This is a genomic window from Streptomyces sp. NPDC088923 (assembly GCF_044749745.1).
Classification (GTDB): Bacteria; Actinomycetota; Actinomycetes; order Streptomycetales; family Streptomycetaceae; genus Streptomyces.
Map to the genome: position 1 here is coordinate 206,683 of NZ_JBIVIO010000008.1, position 17,770 is coordinate 224,452.

At 70.3% G+C, this 17,770-nt stretch carries 18 protein-coding genes; 8 read left to right on the top strand and 10 right to left on the bottom strand.

Annotation, left to right across the window (positions count from 1 at the left end; genetic code table 11):
- Positions 1 to 15: 15 nt before the first annotated feature.
- Together ACIP4O_RS26120 and ACIP4O_RS26125 are read right to left on the bottom strand one after the other, a co-directional pair.
- Positions 16 to 555, bottom strand: coding sequence for a hypothetical protein (locus ACIP4O_RS26120; protein ID WP_401578031.1), 540 nt, complete (start codon positions 553 to 555; stop codon positions 16 to 18).
- A 182-nt stretch (positions 556 to 737) separates the two neighbouring features.
- Positions 738 to 1,787 carry a zinc-binding dehydrogenase gene (locus ACIP4O_RS26125; RefSeq protein WP_401578033.1) on the bottom strand — a complete coding sequence of 350 codons (1,050 nt, stop codon included), beginning with the start codon at positions 1,785 to 1,787 and terminating at the stop codon, positions 738 to 740.
- 209 nt (positions 1,788 to 1,996) lie between these two features.
- Here ACIP4O_RS26125 and ACIP4O_RS26130 point away from each other — a divergent pair, with 209 nt between their 5' ends.
- From ACIP4O_RS26130 to ACIP4O_RS26155, 6 genes are all read left to right on the top strand, one after another.
- Positions 1,997 to 2,554 (top strand): TetR/AcrR family transcriptional regulator, encoded by a 558-nt coding sequence (locus tag ACIP4O_RS26130; protein ID WP_401578178.1) that lies wholly within the window; start codon positions 1,997 to 1,999, stop codon positions 2,552 to 2,554.
- A gap of 147 nt (positions 2,555 to 2,701) precedes the next feature.
- A complete protein-coding gene (locus ACIP4O_RS26135; RefSeq protein WP_401578035.1) occupies positions 2,702 to 3,547 on the top strand; it encodes a DUF1963 domain-containing protein in 846 nt (281 codons plus the stop codon).
- A gap of 429 nt (positions 3,548 to 3,976) precedes the next feature.
- A complete protein-coding gene (locus ACIP4O_RS26140) occupies positions 3,977 to 6,373 on the top strand; it encodes an RNA degradosome polyphosphate kinase (protein ID WP_401578037.1) in 2,397 nt (798 codons plus the stop codon).
- The gene (locus tag ACIP4O_RS26145; protein WP_401578039.1) at positions 6,354 to 7,409 is read left to right on the top strand and encodes a CHAD domain-containing protein; all 1,056 of its coding nucleotides are present in this window, start codon (positions 6,354 to 6,356) and stop codon (positions 7,407 to 7,409) included. The genes ACIP4O_RS26140 and ACIP4O_RS26145 overlap by 20 nt, the downstream gene beginning before the upstream one ends.
- Entirely contained in the window at positions 7,406 to 7,822 is a 417-nt protein-coding gene (locus ACIP4O_RS26150) for an NUDIX hydrolase (RefSeq protein WP_401578041.1), read from the top strand. The genes ACIP4O_RS26145 and ACIP4O_RS26150 overlap by 4 nt, the downstream gene beginning before the upstream one ends.
- Positions 7,823 to 8,016: 194 nt before the next feature.
- The gene (locus ACIP4O_RS26155) at positions 8,017 to 8,952 is read left to right on the top strand and encodes a serine/threonine dehydratase (RefSeq protein WP_401578043.1); all 936 of its coding nucleotides are present in this window, start codon (positions 8,017 to 8,019) and stop codon (positions 8,950 to 8,952) included.
- A gap of 33 nt (positions 8,953 to 8,985) precedes the next feature.
- On the opposite strand, the gene ACIP4O_RS26160 is transcribed toward ACIP4O_RS26155, so the two are convergent.
- From ACIP4O_RS26160 to ACIP4O_RS26175, 4 genes are all read right to left on the bottom strand, one after another.
- The gene (locus ACIP4O_RS26160) at positions 8,986 to 9,141 is read right to left on the bottom strand and encodes a hypothetical protein (RefSeq protein WP_401578045.1); all 156 of its coding nucleotides are present in this window, start codon (positions 9,139 to 9,141) and stop codon (positions 8,986 to 8,988) included.
- 242 nt (positions 9,142 to 9,383) lie between these two features.
- Positions 9,384 to 9,995 (bottom strand): hypothetical protein, encoded by a 612-nt coding sequence (locus ACIP4O_RS26165; protein ID WP_401578047.1) that lies wholly within the window; start codon positions 9,993 to 9,995, stop codon positions 9,384 to 9,386.
- Positions 9,996 to 10,057: 62 nt separating this feature from the next.
- Positions 10,058 to 12,034 (bottom strand): hypothetical protein, encoded by a 1,977-nt coding sequence (locus tag ACIP4O_RS26170; protein ID WP_401578048.1) that lies wholly within the window; start codon positions 12,032 to 12,034, stop codon positions 10,058 to 10,060.
- A 38-nt stretch (positions 12,035 to 12,072) separates the two neighbouring features.
- The gene (locus tag ACIP4O_RS26175) at positions 12,073 to 12,330 is read right to left on the bottom strand and encodes a hypothetical protein (RefSeq protein ID WP_401578050.1); all 258 of its coding nucleotides are present in this window, start codon (positions 12,328 to 12,330) and stop codon (positions 12,073 to 12,075) included.
- A gap of 766 nt (positions 12,331 to 13,096) precedes the next feature.
- Here ACIP4O_RS26175 and ACIP4O_RS26180 point away from each other — a divergent pair.
- The gene (locus ACIP4O_RS26180) at positions 13,097 to 13,531 is read left to right on the top strand and encodes a VOC family protein (protein WP_401578052.1); all 435 of its coding nucleotides are present in this window, start codon (positions 13,097 to 13,099) and stop codon (positions 13,529 to 13,531) included.
- Positions 13,532 to 13,549: 18 nt separating this feature from the next.
- On the opposite strand, the gene ACIP4O_RS26185 is transcribed toward ACIP4O_RS26180, so the two are convergent.
- The 3 genes from ACIP4O_RS26185 to ACIP4O_RS26195 form a co-directional block, all read right to left on the bottom strand.
- Entirely contained in the window at positions 13,550 to 14,542 is a 993-nt protein-coding gene (locus tag ACIP4O_RS26185; RefSeq protein ID WP_401578054.1) for a hypothetical protein, read from the bottom strand.
- 500 nt (positions 14,543 to 15,042) lie between these two features.
- On the bottom strand, positions 15,043 to 16,053 hold the full coding sequence (locus ACIP4O_RS26190) for an aldo/keto reductase (RefSeq protein WP_401578056.1): 1,011 nt from the start codon (positions 16,051 to 16,053) through the stop codon (positions 15,043 to 15,045).
- A gap of 250 nt (positions 16,054 to 16,303) precedes the next feature.
- Positions 16,304 to 16,558, bottom strand: coding sequence for a DUF397 domain-containing protein (locus ACIP4O_RS26195; protein WP_401578058.1), 255 nt, complete (start codon positions 16,556 to 16,558; stop codon positions 16,304 to 16,306).
- Here ACIP4O_RS26195 and ACIP4O_RS26200 point away from each other — a divergent pair.
- Positions 16,557 to 16,925, top strand: a complete 369-nt coding sequence (locus ACIP4O_RS26200) for a hypothetical protein (RefSeq protein WP_401578060.1) — start codon at positions 16,557 to 16,559, stop codon at positions 16,923 to 16,925. The two genes, ACIP4O_RS26195 and ACIP4O_RS26200, sit on opposite strands and share 2 nt — an antisense overlap.
- A 46-nt stretch (positions 16,926 to 16,971) precedes the next feature.
- On the opposite strand, the gene ACIP4O_RS26205 is transcribed toward ACIP4O_RS26200, so the two are convergent.
- Positions 16,972 to 17,724, bottom strand: coding sequence for a cytochrome c biogenesis CcdA family protein (locus ACIP4O_RS26205; protein ID WP_401578062.1), 753 nt, complete (start codon positions 17,722 to 17,724; stop codon positions 16,972 to 16,974).
- Positions 17,725 to 17,770 lie beyond the last annotated feature (46 nt).

Genomic DNA, 17,770 nt, shown 5'->3' on the forward strand with positions numbered 1-17,770 from the left:
CCCCCTGCCGCGGCCTCACCCTTCCCGCGTTGCCCCGCCCCGGTGCGCCGTCAGCGCCCAGATGACCCAGGCGTCGATCGCGATGGCGACGAGGGCCCAGACCGGGAAGTAGGGGAGCCACAGGAAGTGGGCGATGATGCTCAGCGAGGCGACGAAGACGCCGACCACCCGGGCCCACAGGGCGTCGCGGAAGAGGCCGAGGCCGACGAGGACCGCGACGATGCCGATGATCAGGAGCGCCCAGCCCCAGCCTGTCGCCGACCAGCGGAAGACGTAGTCGTTGACGCGGGTGTAGACGTCGTCCTTGGCGATGCCGCTGATGCCTCTGAGGATGTCGAGCACACCGTTGACGAGCAGCAGCACCGCGGCGAAGACCGTGCCGCCCACCGCCCAGCCGCTCTCGGCGGGCCGGCGGTGCGCGGCGTCGTCACCCGGCACGCCGCGGCCCGGCCCGTTGCCGCCGGGCACGTCGGCCCCCGGCCCCGGGGGCTGACCGGTGGCCGGGCCGGTGGTCCGGCCGGAGTCCCGGCCAGGTGTTTGATCGGGGTGCGACATGGCGGCCTCCTCCGTCCCCCGGTGCGTGAGTACCTCTGGAACCCACCATCCGCCCGCCTCCCGCGGCACGCCACTCGACGCCGTACAGGCGGGGCGGGCACCGGTGACGGCGGCGGCCGTACGGGACAGCGGCAGCCGTACGAGTAAGGGGCGCCGACCGCCCCCGCGCCCGCCCGCGCGGGTTACGGCCGCAGCACCAGCTTCCCCACGTGCCCCCGCCGCTCCAGCTCCTCCTGCGCCCGCGCCGCGTCCTCCAGCCCGTACGAGGCCGCGATCACGGGCCGCATCGCGCCCTCGCGCGCCAGGTCCATCAGCCGCGCGAAGTGCGTGCGCGTGTGCATCGCGGAGCCGATGACCTGCGCGTTGTGCAAGTACAGGCGGCGTACGTCGAGCGTGACGGCCCAGCCCGCGAGGGCGCCGGCGACGACCCAGCGACCGCCCTCGCGCAGCAGCGGCAGGCTGTCGCGGAGCTGTTCGCCCGCGACCACGTCGAGCGCCACGTCGATGCCCTCGGGCGCCGCTTCGCGCAGCAGCGCGGCCACGTCACCCGCGCGGTCCACGACCACGTCGGCCCCCGCCTCCCGTACCGCCGCGAGCTTCGACCCGCTGCTCAGCGCGATGACCTTCGCGCCCCGCCCCCGGGCGAGTTGCACCGCCGCGAGGCCGACGCCGCCCGAGGCGCCCGTGACGAGGACCGTCTCGCCCCCGGCGAGCCGTCCGCGCTCGATCATCCCGAGCGCCGTGCCGTACGCGGTCGGCAGGCTCGCGAGCTGTTCGTCGTCGAGCGGCGAATCCGTCACGTCGTGGACCTGGTCGGCCGGTGCCGTCACGTACTGGGCGTAGCCGCCGTCCCGCTCGCTCCCCATGAGCCCCACGGGGTGCGCGTCGGGCCCGTCCCCGTCGTAGAGCGCCGGGTCGACGACCACGCGCCGCCCGAGCAGCGCTTCGTCCACGCCCGCGCCGACCGCCGCGACCCGTCCCGCGACATCGGCGCCCTGGATACGGGGGAAGTCGAGCGGCCCGCGCCACCCCGAGAGCGCCTCGGGGTCCTCGGGCGTGCCGTAGGCGCCCTGCCGCGTCCACAGGTCGGTGTTGTTGAGCGCCACCGCGCTCACCTCCACGAGCACCTCGCCCGCGCCGGGCGCGGGGACGGGCACCTCAGCGAGCCGCATGACCTCCGGCCCGCCGTGCCCGGTGATCCGTACCGCGCGCATGGTCTTCGCCGCAGCCATTCGTGTCGCCCTCCTCGCGGGTATACTGATCTGTGTACCCGCCTCACCGTACACCGATCAGTGAAGGAGTGCGCGTGCCGGAGCACCCGCGACCCGCGTCACCCTCGGATACCCCCGCACCCCCGGCGGAAGCGGAACACCCTTCCGCGGAACGCCACGCCGCGGGTCGCCCTGCCGCGGAACGCCCCCTCTCCCCCGCGGGGCGCCGCATCATCGCGGCGGCCGAGGAGCTGTTCTACGCGCAGGGCATCACGGCCGTCGGCGTGGACCTCATAGCCGAGCACTCCGGTGTCACCAAGCGCACGCTGTACAACCAGTTCGGCTCGAAGGACCGGCTCGTCACCGCGTACCTCGCCGCCCGCGACGAGCGCTGGCGCACACTTGTGCACTCAAAAATCGAGGCGGCCGGGGACCCCGTGGACGCCGTTCTCGCGCCCTTCACGGCGCTGCCCGAGTGGGGCCCGTGGAACGCCGCTCGTGGCTGCGCCTTCATCAACGCGCTCGCCGAACTCCCCGACCCCGACCACCCCGCGCACCGCGTCGCCGCCGAGCAGAAGCTCTGGCTGCGCACGCTCTTCGAGGAACTCGCCACGACAGCCGGCTGCCGCACGCCCGCCGCCCTCGCGACCCGCCTCCTCGTCCTCCACGAAGGCGCCCTCGCGACCCAGCCCCTCCCCCTCGCCACCCTCCCGGAGACGACGGAACTGGCGAGGGAACTGGTGCGCAGGGCGGTGCGGGAGTCGGTGCGGGAGTCGGTGGCGGACTGAGAACGGTGATCGAGCCGCCCGGCCCACGCGTCGTCCCGAGGTCGAGCGAACTCCGACCGCGCCCGGGACCCCGGCCGCACGGCCCCCGTGCCCCCTTCCTCTCGCGCCCCGGCGGCCCCGTCACACCCCGCCCGTACGGTGCTCCCCATGCGCGAAGAGCACAGCGAACGACTGGACCGTTTCCGCACCATGGCCGCCGAGGAGGGCTTCAGCGCCGAGGAGGCGGAGGCGTGGATCGCCCTCACGCTCCCCGCCGCCCACCTCGCCGAAGGCATCCCGAAGGCCGCCCGCCCCGCCGAGGCCGCCCCACCCGCCGAGGGCGGGGCCGACTCCGTCCCCGCCCCGGTCGTCGCCCGCGTCGGCGGCGCGCCGCTCGCCCCGGCGGGCGCGGAGGTCCCGCGCGAGGCGTTCGTCGCCGCCGTGGACCTCTCGCTCCTTCCGCCGGACGCGACGAACCTCCCGCTCCCCGCGGACGGGCACCTCCTCCTCTTCGGCACAGCGGGGGAGGGGGCCGACGGCACGTACGACAGCCTCGTGCGCCACGTACCGGCCGAGACCCCGCTCGTGCGGCACCCGCGGCCGGTGGGCGGGGGACGGGAGGCGCCGAGCCCGTACAAGGAGGAGGAGTTGCGCAGCCCGTACCTTCTGCTGTCCGCGGACGAGGCGGGCTTCACCGACAAGCACCTCGCGCACCTCGGCCAGGACGCCTGGTTCCGCGCCAGCGAACTGGACGGCGTGTGGCAGGCGACGGGCGAGCCGCAGCCGCGCTTCCCGGTCCTGTGGCTCGGCGGCTACGCGGCGATACGCAACGTGGACCCCCTGGAGTCGCTGCGGCGCGACGAGCCGGACGCGGACTGGGTCCACCTCGCGACGTACCACTGCGGCGAGGAGGTCGAGTGGACCGAACACGCCGTCCTGCACTGGTCGATCCGGCGCACGGACCTCGCCGCACTGCGCTTCGACCACGTCGATCTGTGCGTGGACGGCGGCTGAGGACGCGGGAAGCGGACGGCGGACCGGGCGGGGTGGGCCGGGGCGGGGCCCCCACCGCCCGCCACCCCCACCCCCCGCCGCCCGTGCCGCCCGCCCCCCGCAAACTCCGCGCCACGTGCACGTAACCCCGCATTCAGCAAGCCTTGCGACGCTCGCCGAATGCAGCCGCCCGCCCCGGAGCCCGGCTCCTCCGGCACGCCCCCCACACCGCCCGCGCCCGCCGCCCCGGCCGAGAGCACCGAGGCCCGCGCGGCCGCCGACGGCTCCCACGGCGTCCCCGGCACCCACCGCGCGAACGGTCGCGACCCGCGCGCCACCGGTCGCGACGCGCGCCCCCTCCGCCCCGCGCCCGCGCCCGGCGCACCCTCTTCCCCCGGAACATCCCCGCTCAACGCGCCACAACCGCCTTTCAGGCGGAAGAATGACCCCATGACGCAGCCGAGCAGCAGCAGCCCCAGCGCCCCGGTCCCCGGCCGGCCCGGTTCCGCTCCTTCCTCCCCCGCCTCCGGCCGCGCCGAGACCGACCGCGGTGACACCCCCCGCGCCGACACCCGCCGCCCCACCGTCGCCTCGCTGCCCGGCCACCGCCCCGCCCCCTCCGACCAGCCGCCGAACGGCAGCACGCACGGCACCACGCACAGCAGCACGCACAGCGCCGCGCACAGCGCCGCCCACAGCGTCCCGGCCGACACCGGTTCCGCCCTCGAACCCGACCTCGACGCCGACTTGGACGCCTACGAGGACCCCGAGGGTGCCGAGCTTCCGGCGGGCCGCTTCCTGGATCGCGAGCGCTCCTGGCTCGCCTTCAACGAGCGCGTGCTCGAACTCGCCGAGGACCCGCGCACCCCGCTGCTCGAACGTGCCAACTTCCTGGCGATCTTCGCGAGCAATCTGGACGAGTTCTTCATGGTCCGGGTCGCGGGCCTCAAGCGACGTATCGCGACGGGGGTCGCGACCCGTTCGGCGTCCGGGCTGCTGCCGCGCGAGGTCCTGGAGCTGATCTGGACGCGCTCACGCGAACTGATGGCCCGCCACGCCGCCTGCTTCCAGCAGGACGTGCTGCCCGCGCTCGCCGACGAGGGCGTGCAGTTGGTGCGCTGGGCGGAGCTGAGCGAGACCGAGCAGGCGCGGCTCTTCACGCTCTTCCGGCAGCAGATCTTCCCCGTCCTCACCCCCCTCGCGGTGGACCCCGCGCACCCCTTCCCGTACATCTCCGGGCTGAGTCTCAACCTCGCGGTGGTGGTACGGAATCCGGTGAGCGGGCACCGCCACTTCGCGCGCGTCAAGGTCCCGCCGCTGCTCAGCCGCTTCCTGGAGGCCGCGCCCGACCGGTACGTCCCCATCGAGGACGTCATCGCGGCGCACCTGGAGGAGCTGTTCCCGGGCATGGAGGTGCTCGCGCACCACAGCTTCCGCCTGACCCGCAACGAGGACCTGGAGGTCGAGGAGGACGACGCGGAGAACCTGCTCCAGGCGTTGGAGAAGGAGCTGATGCGCCGCAGGTTCGGGCCGCCCGTCCGCCTTGAGGTGGAGGAGTCGATCGACCCGTACATCCTCGATCTGCTCGTGCGCGAGCTGAAGATCTCGGACGTCGAGGTGTATCCGCTCCCCGGCCCGCTCGACCTGACGGGCCTCTTCGGAATCGCCTCGCTCGACCGTCCCGAGCTGAAGTACCCGAAGTTCATCGCGGGCACGCACCGCGATCTCGCCGAGGTCGAGTCGGCGTCCGCGCCGGACATCTTCGCGGCGGTACGGGAGCGGGACGTGCTGCTGCACCACCCCTACGACTCCTTCTCGACCTCCGTGCAGGCCTTCCTCGAACAGGCCGCGGCCGACCCGGACGTGCTCGCCATCAAGCAGACGCTGTACCGGACTTCGGGCGACTCCCCGATAGTGGACGCGCTCATCGACGCGGCCGAGTCGGGCAAGCAGGTGCTCGTCCTCGTCGAGATCAAGGCGCGCTTCGACGAGCAGGCGAACATCAAGTGGGCGCGGAAGCTGGAGGAGGCCGGCTGCCACGTGGTCTATGGGCTCGTCGGCCTCAAGACCCACTGCAAGCTCTCGCTCGTCGTCCGTCAGGAGGGCGAGACACTGCGCCGCTACTCCCATGTGGGGACGGGAAACTACCACCCGAAGACGGCACGGCTCTACGAGGACCTCGGCCTCCTCACCGCCGACCCGCAGGTCGGCGCGGACCTCTCCGACCTCTTCAACCGGCTCTCGGGGTACTCGCGGCGCGAGACGTACCGCCGTCTCCTCGTCGCCCCGCGCTCGCTGCGCGACGGCCTGATCGAGCGCATCGAGAACGAGGTGCGCCACCACCGCGCGGGCCGCCCCGCGCACGTGCACTTCAAGGTCAACTCGATGGTGGACGAGGCGATCATCGACGCCTGCTACCGCGCCTCGATGGCGGGCGTCCCGGTCGATGTGTGGGTGCGGGGCATCTGCGCGATCCGCCCCGGGGTCCCCGGGCTCTCCGAGAACATCCGCGTCCGCTCGGTCCTCGGCCGCTTCCTGGAGCACTCGCGGGTCTTCGCCTTCGGCAACGGCGGTGAGCCCGAAGTGTGGTTCGGCAGCGCGGACATGATGCACCGCAACCTCGACCGCCGGATAGAGGCGCTGGTACGGGTCTCGGACCCCGCCCACCGCGCGGCGCTCGCCCGGGTCCTGGAGACCGGCATGTCGGACTCGACCGCCTCGTGGCACCTCGGCCCCGACGGCGAGTGGAACCGGCACTCGACCGATCCGGACGGACAGCAACTTCCCAACGTGCAGGAACTGTTGATCGACGCACGGAGGCGGAGGCGTGGCACCTCGACCCCCTGAGCAGGCCCGGACGCAGGGCACGCGGGTCCGCGCCCCGCTGCACTCCGGCCCCCCTGCCACCGGAGCCCCCGGCTCGCCAGGCGACCCCGTGACCGCCTACCTCCAGGAGCAGGCCGCCGCCTTCCTCCGCGCCCTGCGCGCCCGCCGCGAGTCGGGCACCTCGGCACCGGCGACGGAGGCGGCGGTCCACGCCCTGCGCGGCGCCGCGCACCGCGTGGAGGCGACGCTGCACACCTTCCGCCCGCTCCTGGAGGCGGACTGGGCGGAGCAGCTGCAAGCCGAACTCAGCTGGTTGTCGGTGGTGTTGGGCAACGAGTACGCGTGCGCGCACCGGCTGGGGCGGTTGCTCGGCGCGCTGCGGAGACTGCGGGACGAGGAGGGGGTACGGGCCGCCCCCGTGCCCGCGCAGGGGCACCCGGAGGGGCCGCTCCCCATGGGTGCGGCCCGCGCGGGAGCGCTCCTCGACCGGCAGTTGACGCTCGCCCGCAACCGCGCGCACTCGGCGGCGCTGGACGCGCTCGGCTCGGCGCGCTTCCACGCGGTCGCGGACGCGGTCGCGGTGCTGGCGAGCGAGGTCCCCTACCGTCGTGGCGCCTCCCCGCTCGACCCCGAAGTCGTCGGCGCCCTGGCCTCGTTGACCTCGCACCGGCTCGCCGAGGCGGTCGCCGCGCTGCCGCTCGACCGCGCGGGTGCCCCGTACAACGCGGACGCTTCGGCACTCGGCAGCGCGGCCCCCGGCGGGGAGCCGCAGGACGCGCCGTGGCACCGGGTGCGGGGCCTGCTGCGGGTGCGGGTGTACGCGGCGGAGGCCCTCGGCGCCGTGCCGGAGGCCCGTACGGCCCCGGGCGCGCGCGCCCTGGACCGGCACCGGGAGGCGGCGGACGCGGCGACGGCGGCAGCGGCGGCGGCGCGCACTCCGCGCATCGCCCCGCCGACCGCGTACGCGCTCGGCGTCCTGCACGCGGTCCAGCGCCAGGAGGTGGAGGCGGCACGCCACACCTTCCAGCGCGTGTGGCGGGAGGCGGTACGCGTATGAGCACCCCGGTCCGCGCGGCGGGCTGCGTCCTGTGGCGCCGCTCGCCCGCGCACGGCGTCGAGTTCTGCCTCGTACACCGCCCGAAGTGGCGGGACTGGTCCTGGCCGAAGGGGAAACTCAAGCACAGGGAAACGGAGTTGGCGGCCGCCCTGCGCGAGGTCGAGGAGGAGACCGGCCGCACGTGCCGCCCCACGACCCGCCTCCCGCGCGTCCACTACCGGACCCAGGACGGACGCCGGAAAACGGTCGACTACTGGCTCGCGGAGGAGACGGGCGGCACGTTCGCGCCGAACGCGGAGATCGACGAGATCCGCTGGCTGCCGACCGAGGCGGCGGCGGAGTTGCTCACGGAGGCGCGGGACCGGGCGCTCCTGGCCCAGGGGGTGCGGGAGTTGGCGCTGAGCGGGGGCTGAGCGGGCCCCCGTACGCTCGCCGGAGCGGCACCGCCTCAGGCGTCCAATCACCGAGGGAGTCCCCTCGACCACCCCGAGACCCCTGGACACAGGCGCCCGGGGCCTGAGGAGCCCGGAGGGCGTGCGCCGGGTGGTACCGGCACGGCAGACTGGCCGTGTACCACCCCGTGCTCCGTCCGTTCCCCAGGAGACCCATGCCCCCGCTGACGTACGACGAGATCAAGACGGCGCGCGACAGGATCGCGGGCCATGTACGCCCCGCCGTCGTGGCCCCCTTCGCGCCGGGGGTGTGGAACGCGCTGGAGTTCACGCAGCACACGGGGAGCTTCAAGGCGCGCGGGGCGTGGAACTTCGTGGCGGCGCACCGCGAGGCGGGCACGCTCCCGACAACCGGGGTGACGATCGCGTCGGGCGGGAACGCGGGGCTCGCGTGCGCGTGGGCGGCGCGCGAGGCGGGCGTACCGGCGACGGTGTTCCTGCCGCAGAACGCGCCGCGCGTGAAGGTGGACCGGCTCGCGGAGTACGGGGCGCGGGTGCGCCTGGTGGGCAGGGAGTACGCGGAGGCGGCGGCGTCCTGCGCGGAGTTCGCCGCCGACTCGGGCGCGCTGCTCTCGCACGCGTACGACGACGCGCTGATCGCGGCGGGCGCGGGCACGTTGCTCGACGAGGTCCTGGAGCGGGTTCCCGGCCTGGACACGGTCGTGGTGGCGGTCGGCGGGGGCGGCCTCTTCGCGGGTGTGGCGACGGCGGCCCACCAGCACGGTATCCGCGCGGTGGGAGTGGAACCGACGCACTGCGCGGCGCTGTCGGAGGCGGTGCGGGCGGGCGAAGTGGTGGACGTGGTCCCGGACTCGGTGGCGGCGGACTCCCTGGGCGCGCGCAGGGCGACGGAGTTGGCGTTGACAGCCGCCCAACACCCGCTGTCCACCCTCCTGACCGTCCCCGACGAAGCGATCATCCGCGCCCGCCGCGACCTCTGGGATCACCACCGCCTGGCAGTGGAGCACGCGGCGGCGACCGCCCTGTCCGCCCTGACGACCGCCGCCTACGCCCCCGCCCCGGACGAACGCGTAGCGGTCATCCTCTGCGGAGCCAACACCGACCCGGCCACCCTCTCGGACAACAGGTGACGCCGAACCTGCCCCCGAGGGGCCCCAGCCCCGTCACCCCACCGGCAACCGCGCGGGCACCTCGCACTCGGCGTCCTCGTGGGCCTGCCGGGCGAAGTCGACGGCGAGTTCCTCCAGCACCGAAGTAGCCTTGGTGTCACTGGCGTCGAGCGGCGTGTGCGCGGTCACCGACACCACCAAGCGGTTCATCTCCGGCTTCCTCGTGGTCTTCTTCCGACAGGTCATTCCGACGACGGCCATCCGCGGCCCTGCCCACGCCTGATGCCCAGCCTAGAACGGCGCCCGCCCTACGCCCCTCAGCGAGCGCCCCCTGTCACGCGACAACCCCGAAGCCGGCCCCCACGAGCGCGACCAAAACCCCGCCCCAAACCATCACCACGACCGACCGCCGCCGCCCTCTCACCAAATCATGCACAATGCCCGCCTCTCCCTCACGCCGCCGGCAACTGCGAAGGCACCTCACACCGCGCGTCGGCATGCATTTTTCGACCAAGGTTCACAGCAAGTTGGATGAGATCCTGCCGCGCCTTATCATCAGCCGCATCAAGCGGTTTGCGCGCTTTCACCACCGTGCTCATGTAGTACCGCGTTTTGTCCATTCGATCGGTGTAGTAGAAACAGGGATCTGCGACAGCGGCCACCCTGGAGTTGGCGACCGCGTACTTACCCGCCGGGAAAGGCGAAAGACTCTTCATGTACAGCGGGTCCACGGCATCAATCGCAGCGTATTCCCACTCCTTCCAGTCATTATCGACGCTCAGGGGAACAACATCCAGGGTCATCAGAAATTGCCCACCCTCCCCCTTCACGAAGCAGAAGTAATGGAACCTGGGATCAGCCCTCGGCCCCCCGGATTCTTCGAATGTATAGACGGATCCCTCAGGCAAAATCTCACGGAGCGTCTTCACCGCCTTATTGCGTTCCGGGACCTGCCTGCACACATCCTCGGCGGTTATCTCCCCACGCGAGGAAAAGACGCCCTGTGCCTGCGCCACCAACACCCCTGCCGCGACAACGACCACGCACACGACAAGGATGGCCACCGCTCGCCTCTTCCCCGTAAACCGCCCCATCTTCTCCCCATTCAATCCGTGCGACGACGGCATCAGAAGCTGCTGCCCACCAGGTCTCCAGCGTCTCTGATCCCTAGCACCGCCTGCGGCCCGACCTCAGCCGTGAGTGCCCCGTCCCCCGTCACTTCTTCCACCGAGTTCTGCACGGTGAGCGCCGCTGATCTCTCCGCGTCAGTCTCCGACAGCACGTTTTTGTAGACCTGCTCGGTTCTTTTTTTCTCGGAATCGCCGAAGCCATTGACGATCCCGTCGAATGTCTTGCCGGCCGCCGCACCAACGAGTCCACCCGCGACCACACCTCCCGGGCCGCTGAAGGACGCAGTGGCGATACCGGCGGCGCTGCCCACCACGGAGCCGCCCCAGGTGCTGGCATGCCCCTTCCATGCTTCCCCCTTCGCTTTGGCGTCCATGGCATCTGCATCCGCCTGAAAGCGTTGCGCGTCAGCGAGGACGCCCTGAAACAAACCTGTTTCGTAGGCAAGGGTCTTTATCGTGTTCGTGGCGTTCGGCTTGTACCTTCCCGGATGTGCCTGATGCTGCTCCATCAACGCGGTGGCATAGACGTGCTGGGAGATATTGAGTTTGTCGTACCCCTCGGGATTCCTGGCCACCAAGTGCAGGAACCGCACGGCGACTGCCTTCTGCTGGAGTTCGGCCGACGCTCCCACCGTTGGATAGAGAGAATCCCGGCCCTTTGGATCGCCGGTCAGAGACTGCTGGAGATCCGGAAGGTAGTCGACCGCCATATTCGCCATACTGTCCGAGAGGAATCCTCGCTTCAGCAGCGTATCGTTCTCGTGCGAGACGGATTCGACGATTTCCTTGAACAGCCCCGCCTGCGCCTTCGAGTGCTTCAGGTTCTCCGCCGTCGCCAGTTCTCCCGGCCGGTGTCCCGTCGTGGCGGCCTCCAGGGCGTGGCCCATGGAGTTGAGGCCGGTGACACTTTTCTTGCCGGGGGCGCTGTCGTCCGGCCACTTGCGCTTTTCGAAGAGGTACGTGAAGTTGGACTGCGTCTTGCCGTTCTCGTCCTTCCCCTTCGTCGTGAAGAACGTCGTGGCCGTGTCCGGGCTGTTCGCCACCGCCTTCATGTAGCCGGTGAAGGGGTCGTTGCCGAGGTCGTTGCCGAGGTGATTGACGAGATCGCCGGTGGCCCACACCGTCTGGTAAGGCTTGCCCTGGTTCTCCATGTGCCGTCTGTCGGCCTTCATCAGCGCGGTGCCGTAATCGGTGAGGAACTTGTCGTCGAAGTCCCCGCACCGCATCAGGTTGCTCATGACGATGAATCCGGCGGGCCCGGACGTGGTGGAAGGTTCGTGGCCGCGCACCTCGATCGGCTTGTCACCCAGCGCGATCATTTCCTTCTTCCACGCTCGCATGGCCGCGGTATCGGAGTTGGTGGCGGCCGCGAGCGTGAGACTCAGACTCTTCTGGAACTCGCCGAGCTTGTCACCCCGGGGAAACGCGCTCTTCTCCCCGTACCCCGCCGGGACATCCGCGTTCGCCATCGCGTCCCAGAACAACAGCGTCCCCTTCGCCCCCAGTGCCGCCGCGAACGTCTCGGCGAAGGGGTAGCGGTCGGAGTTGTCGGTGAGGAGGGTGTTCAGTTCGTCGAATTCGCTCGCGCTCAGGTCCTTCGGGTTCTTCTTCGCGAGTTCGGCGGCGCGCCGGCCGTCCTTCCGGGCCGTCTTGATTTCCGCGCGGCTCACGAGGGCTTCGTTGATCCGCACCATGCCCTCGTGCCCCGCGAATCCGGGCGCGCCCTCCGCGCGGGAGAGCTGACAGCGCCGCCTCAGCAGGGGGATCTCATCGCGCGCCCACGCGGCGCTCTTCGCGATCCCCGCCATTTCCTGCTGCCCGAGCCCGAAGGGGGCGAGTTCGCCCTTGAAGTGGTCGGCCCGGCTGCGGAGCTTCTCGTGCTCCTTCTCCAGCGAGCCGATCACCTTCTTGAGCCGGTCCGGGTCGATCCCGGAGAACACCTGGCCGCTTTCCACGCGGGCATCCGGGTCCATGAGTTTTCCCTCCCTCTCAGCGTCGGTTCACGGCCGCGTCACGGCATGCGCCGGTTGCGGGACATGGCCATCGCTTGTTCTGGAGTCACCTTGTCGGGCATGGAATTGATGCGACGGCCGACTTCTTCGAGTACGGCGTCGTAGCGCTCCCGCACCTTCGAGCGGTGCGACGCCATGTGGTCGTGCCACTGCTCGGCCTTGTGCCCGATCCAGGCCAGTTCGGCCGTCGCGCTCCCCCTGTCGATCTCCTTCTCGGCCAGCTGGAAGGTGGTGACGAAGTCGGTACGCTCGTTCACCAACTTCGTCTGCAACTCGACCAGTCGGGCCCGGTCCGGGTTGTCGACCTTCGGCCCCGCGTCTTCCTCGCCCAACTCTCCCCCTGAAACCCCGGTTCTCCACTACGCCTCCGAAGGCACGAAGGCGAAACTACTGCGAACCTCAATTCCCCACCAGTGGCCGTGGGCTGCGGGGACCACCGCAACAACAGCGTCGGGACAGCCAGTTGGAGCCCGAGCGAGCGCCCCACCGTGTCTCCTCTCGCGCGGACACACCGCCACCACCCCACCCGCACGGTCCCCTCCGTGATCAACTGTCCCCCCTCCCTCACCCCGTTCCCCACCACCCTCGGAGCCCCCCATGAGCAATCCGGCCGAGGACGCCACCCTCCTCGCCCGCCTGCACGGCGTGCTGACCCCTGGCTCGACGGGGTGAGCGAGCAACAGGGCCTCGACGAGGACGCGTTCAGCCTCATCGTCCATCGCGTCACCGCCTACGGCTGGAGCTCGACGGTGCTGACCGACGCGCCCAGCCCGTGCACGTACACCCGCCCGTACCGGCCGCTCGGCCCCCGGTATCCCGACCCACCGGATGCGATCCCCGGCAGCGGTCACCTGAACTGCGCGCGGGGCCCCTCACTCGCCGCCTCGAACCGGGCAGCCGCGCCGCGTCACGCCACGTCCTGGCCCTCACCGAGGCAGGCCGCGCCGTACTCCGCCACCGCAAGACGTCCGCCGGCCCTCAAATGCGCTCGCCTCCCGCCCCACCTCCCGTTATCGTTCGCCGGTGCCTGCCATCCGTGAGATCCAGATAACCGTCGACTGCTCCGACACCATCCGCCTCGCCGCCTTCTGGTGCGAGGTCCTGGGGTACGAACTCCCCCCGGTGCCTGACGGCTTCGCGAGCTGGGAGGAGTACGCCCGCTCCCTGCCCGTCGAGGAGCGGCCCGGCTACTTCGCGTGCTCCGACCCGACGGGGGCGGGTCCGCGCCTGCTCTTCCAGCGCGTGCCCGAGGGCAAGGTGGTCAAGAACCGCGTCCACATCGACGTACGGGCGGGGAAGGGCCTCGTCGGGGACGAGCGTCTCGCGACGCTCCAGGCGGAGCAGGCCCGGCTGGAGGCCCTCGGCGCGGTACACCTGTACACCCAACTCGCGGACGACGAGAACGAGTCGTGCGTCACGATGCAGGACATCGAGGGCAACGAGTTCTGCCTCGACTGAGCCCCGGCACCCGCCCGCTCACCACCTGTCGGCGGCAAAACCCCGCTCCGCCCGGCAGTCCCGGCACCGCCCGGGCCCGTCCCGCAAGGCCCGCTCGCAGACGTCGCAGCTGTGCCACCACTGGGAGGGCCGCACGTCGGGGAGGTTCGAGGGCTCGACGGGCGCGGAAGCGGCCCTGAAGGTGGACGGCAGCTTCGCGGGCCGCGCGGGGAGGTCGCTGACGAGCCGATGCGCGAGGAAGGCGGCGGGCCGGTGGATGTGCTGCGGCAGTTGCGCGAGCAGCGCGGCGCGCAGAGCGTCCCGGTCCACGTCCCGCTCCAGCCACGCGGCGGCGAGCGGCGTGAGCCGCGCGAGGTCCCTCTCGGGGAGGACGAGCCGGGGGTCCTCCCGGTGGAGGGTGGAGAGGACGTAGGCGGCGACGGCGTGCGTACGGGGCGGCGGGGCCGGAGCGGGAGCGGCGGGCGCGGAGTCGCCTACGGGCGCGGAGTCGCCTACGAGCGCGGGCGCGGCCTCCGGCGCGTCGAGCGCCTCCTCGCGTACGGGCCCGGGAGCCGCCTCCGGTACGGACGCGGAAGGCTCATCCGGTTCGGGTGCGCGGGCCTCCTCCCGTACCGGTACGGCGGGTTCCTCCGCGAGGGGCTCGACCCACACCGCCTCCGGCGCGTCGTCCCGCACCGGGACGGTGTGGATGAAGGTGCGCGTGACGATTCTGCCGGTGGGAAGCCGGGAGGTCTCGCGGCGCAGGAACCCGACCGCTTCGAGCCGCCGGAGGGCGCCGGAGATGGCGTGCTCGCCGTGGCGCGGGTCGCGTTCCGTCAACGCCTTGATCGAGACCTTCGTCCCTTCGGGGACGGAAAGCATGTACGTGGCGATGCCGATCGCGAGGTAGTCCAGGTTCTTGTGCTGGGCCAAGGCGTTGGAGACGACGCAGAACTCGCGGTGGAGGCGGGTCCGGACGTGCGTAACGCCCCGCAGAGCACGCCGACGGGGGATAAGCTTCGAGGCATCCATGGGGAAGGTCTCTTCTTCCTTGTGGTCATCCACGGGGAAGGTCTTCAGGCTTCCTTCGTGGTCGGCCCCCGCCTCGGGATCGTGACTCCCGACGGGGGCCATTTACATGGCCGTTGGCCGGAGCATATGCCCGCCAAACCCCAGTTCCCCCCGATATCCCGATCTATCACCCAACAGAGTGAAGCCCTCGCGCCCGCGCGACTCCTCGCGCCCACGCGCGCACGCGTACGCGGGTCCCGCACCCACAAGACGGCGGGCCGGAAGGCAGGTTGGTTCTTTCTGCCAGTCCTTTAAAAGAAGGCACGAGCCGACCGAGGTCTCGGTTTTCCCGGCCCCCCGGCCGCCCGAGGTCTCGGCATTCCCGGCCCGCCCGACCGTACGGGGTCCCGACTTTCACGGCTGGCCCCACCTGCGAAAACACCGAAGAGCCCGGTCCGTGAACATCCAGCGCGCAGGGGCGGGCGCGCTGCCGGAAGCCCCAGTGGCCCGCGTACCGCCGTCTACCGCGAACCCGCCCCAGGCCGCGAGGCGTAGAAGAACTCCTCCAAGTACGCGGCTTCGTGCGGCTGGTAGGGCTCCTGCACGTACGCGGCCTCGTCGTCGTCGAGTTCCACGTCCACCGCGGCGAGCGCGTCCGTCAGTTGGGCCGGCTTGGTGACCCCCACGACGGGCGAGGTCACCACCGGGTTGCGCATGACCCAGGCCAGGGCGACCTGGGCCGGGGACAGACCGCGCCTGCCCGCGATCTCGTGGACGCGATCGGCCACCGCCTGGTCCTCGTCGCGGTAGAGGATCTTGTCGCCCGCGTCGGTCCGGGCACGCGCCGTGGCGGTGCCCCGGGCCCGCGTCAGCCGGCCCCGCGCCAGCGGGCTCCACGGGATCACCCCGATGCCCTGGTCGGCGCAGAGCGGGAACATCTCCCGCTCCGCCTCCCGGTGGATGAGGTTGTAGTGGTCCTGCATCGACACGAACCGGGTCCAGCCGTTCAGGTCGGCCAGGTACAGGGCCTTGGCGAACTGCCAGGCGTACATGGAAGAGGCCCCGAGGTAGCGGACCTTCCCGGACCTGACCACGTCGTGCAGCGCTTCGAGGGTCTCCTCGATCGGGGTGTCGTAGTCCCAGCGGTGGATCTGGTACAGGTCGACGTAATCGGTCCCCAGCCGCTTCAGCGAGGCGTCGAGCTCCGCGAAGATCGCCTTGCGGGACAGCCCCGCGCCGTTCGGTCCGGGCCGCATCCGCATCCATACCTTCGTGGAGAGCACGACCTCTTCACGCCGCGCGAAGTCCTTGACCGCCTGGCCGACGATCTCCTCACTGCTTCCGGCGCTGTACCCGTTGGCCGTGTCGAGGAAGTTGACGCCGCTCTCAAGGGCTTGCTTGATGATGCCCCGGCTCGCGTCCACACCCAACGACCACGGCTCACCGCCCCGGCCCGGCTCGCCGAAGCTCATGCAGCCGAGGGCGATGGCGGAGACGTCCAGTCCGGTCTTCCCGAGCTTGATGTATCGCATGGGCCCGAAGCTAGGAGCTGGAGCGCGCTCCAACGCGACCGCCGAGGCGGTTCCCTCCGGGCGGCGCCCGCCCCGTCCCCTGAGACCGGACCCCGGCCACCCGCCGAGTCCTTCTCTCCTCCCACGGTACGGACCGAAGCCACGCCCACCGCAACTCTGCCCCGCCCGCAGCCCGGTCCAGCCGGCCGGTGGGGCGCGGGGGCCGAATGCAAAGCGAGGCGAGTGAACCGCGCGCATGCGGGTCGGCTGGTCAGAGCGCGTCGGCGGCGAGGGCGGCGCAGAAGTCGGCCCACTGCGGGGCGGAGTAGCGGAGCGGGGTGAGCGCGGTGTCTTTCGAGTCGCGGATGGCGATGGCATCGGGCAGTGGCGCCGCTTCGACGCAGTCACATACAAAGAAGTTTGCAAAAATAAATTCCGTCAATACGAATAACCGCGCCTGCGTTTGTTTTCTCCGGCGGAGGGAATCCATCGGATTCCCATCACCAACAAGAGAGGTGAGGCGCATGAACCGCCTCCTCAGGAACTCCCTTACCTCGCTCGCCGCCGGAGTTCTCGCCGTTGGCCTAGCAGCAAGCCCGGCCAGCGCCAAGACCCAAAAGCAGACGTGCAACACGGGAAACATGTGCCACCTCGTCAACTCGAAGTTTCCCGGCGGCACACTGCACTACACCTTCGACTGGCCGGGAGGGAAAAAGGGAGACGCTAAGGTCGGTTGGAACATTCAGATCAACGACAAGGTTGTCAAAAAAGGGATGACCCTGTATTCGGACCCGCCCGTGCGTGGGACCTTGAGGCACCTCAAGAAGGGAAAGCTACGGATGATCGGCATGCACTTCTGGGGCCACGAAACGAGGATCACCGCAAAATGGTGACTCAATGAATGACAGCGAATCTCCAGGATTGCCAACAACAAGCTTCCTAGAGGTTCGCTGCCCCATTTTGAAACCAGCTAGCAGCATTCTGCCACAGCCCAAAAATGAGCAGAATACCAGTCACGACAAGCAGCGCTCCGCCGAACCTCTTAATCTGACGTGAGTGCTTTTGCGTTTTCTTGAAGAATTTGATCGCGCCCTGAAATGCAACGCTCGCCACCATGAACGGAAATCCGATGCCGGCGCAGTATGCAGCAGAGAGGACCGCACCGCGCCCCGCGCTTCCCTCATTTAGTGCCAGCGAATTTACGGCCGCCAGGACTGGACCCGTGCATGGAATCCAGCCGAGCCCGAAAGTCAAGCCAAGCAGCGGAGCGCCAACGAAACCAAGCCGGGGACTGAGAGCGATCCGATATTCACGCTGCCGGATCGGAAGTAGTTCCGCATAGAAAACACCTGCTACGATCACAAAGAAGCCCATCAGGCGCGAAATTACGCCCTGATAGGCAAGCACTTCATTTCCCACATAGCCAAACGCCGCGCCCGTGGAAATAAAAACGGAGGAAAATCCGAGAATAAAAAGCGAAACACCTGCAACCGAATCAACTCTCTTAGGTGACGTTTGATGACTTCCGGCAACATAGCCCACGTACGCGGGAACGAGCGGAAGGATGCAGGGCGAGAAGAAAGAAACAAGCCCCCCCAGCAGAGAAACCAGAATAGCCATGGCAAGATTCCCATTAACTACATCTTGAGTCGCGGCTGAAAATGTTGCAGCGGCACTTGGATCAACGCTCATTTGAACCTCCTGAAACGGGCCCCCTCGGCGCATGGCGGTCGCTATG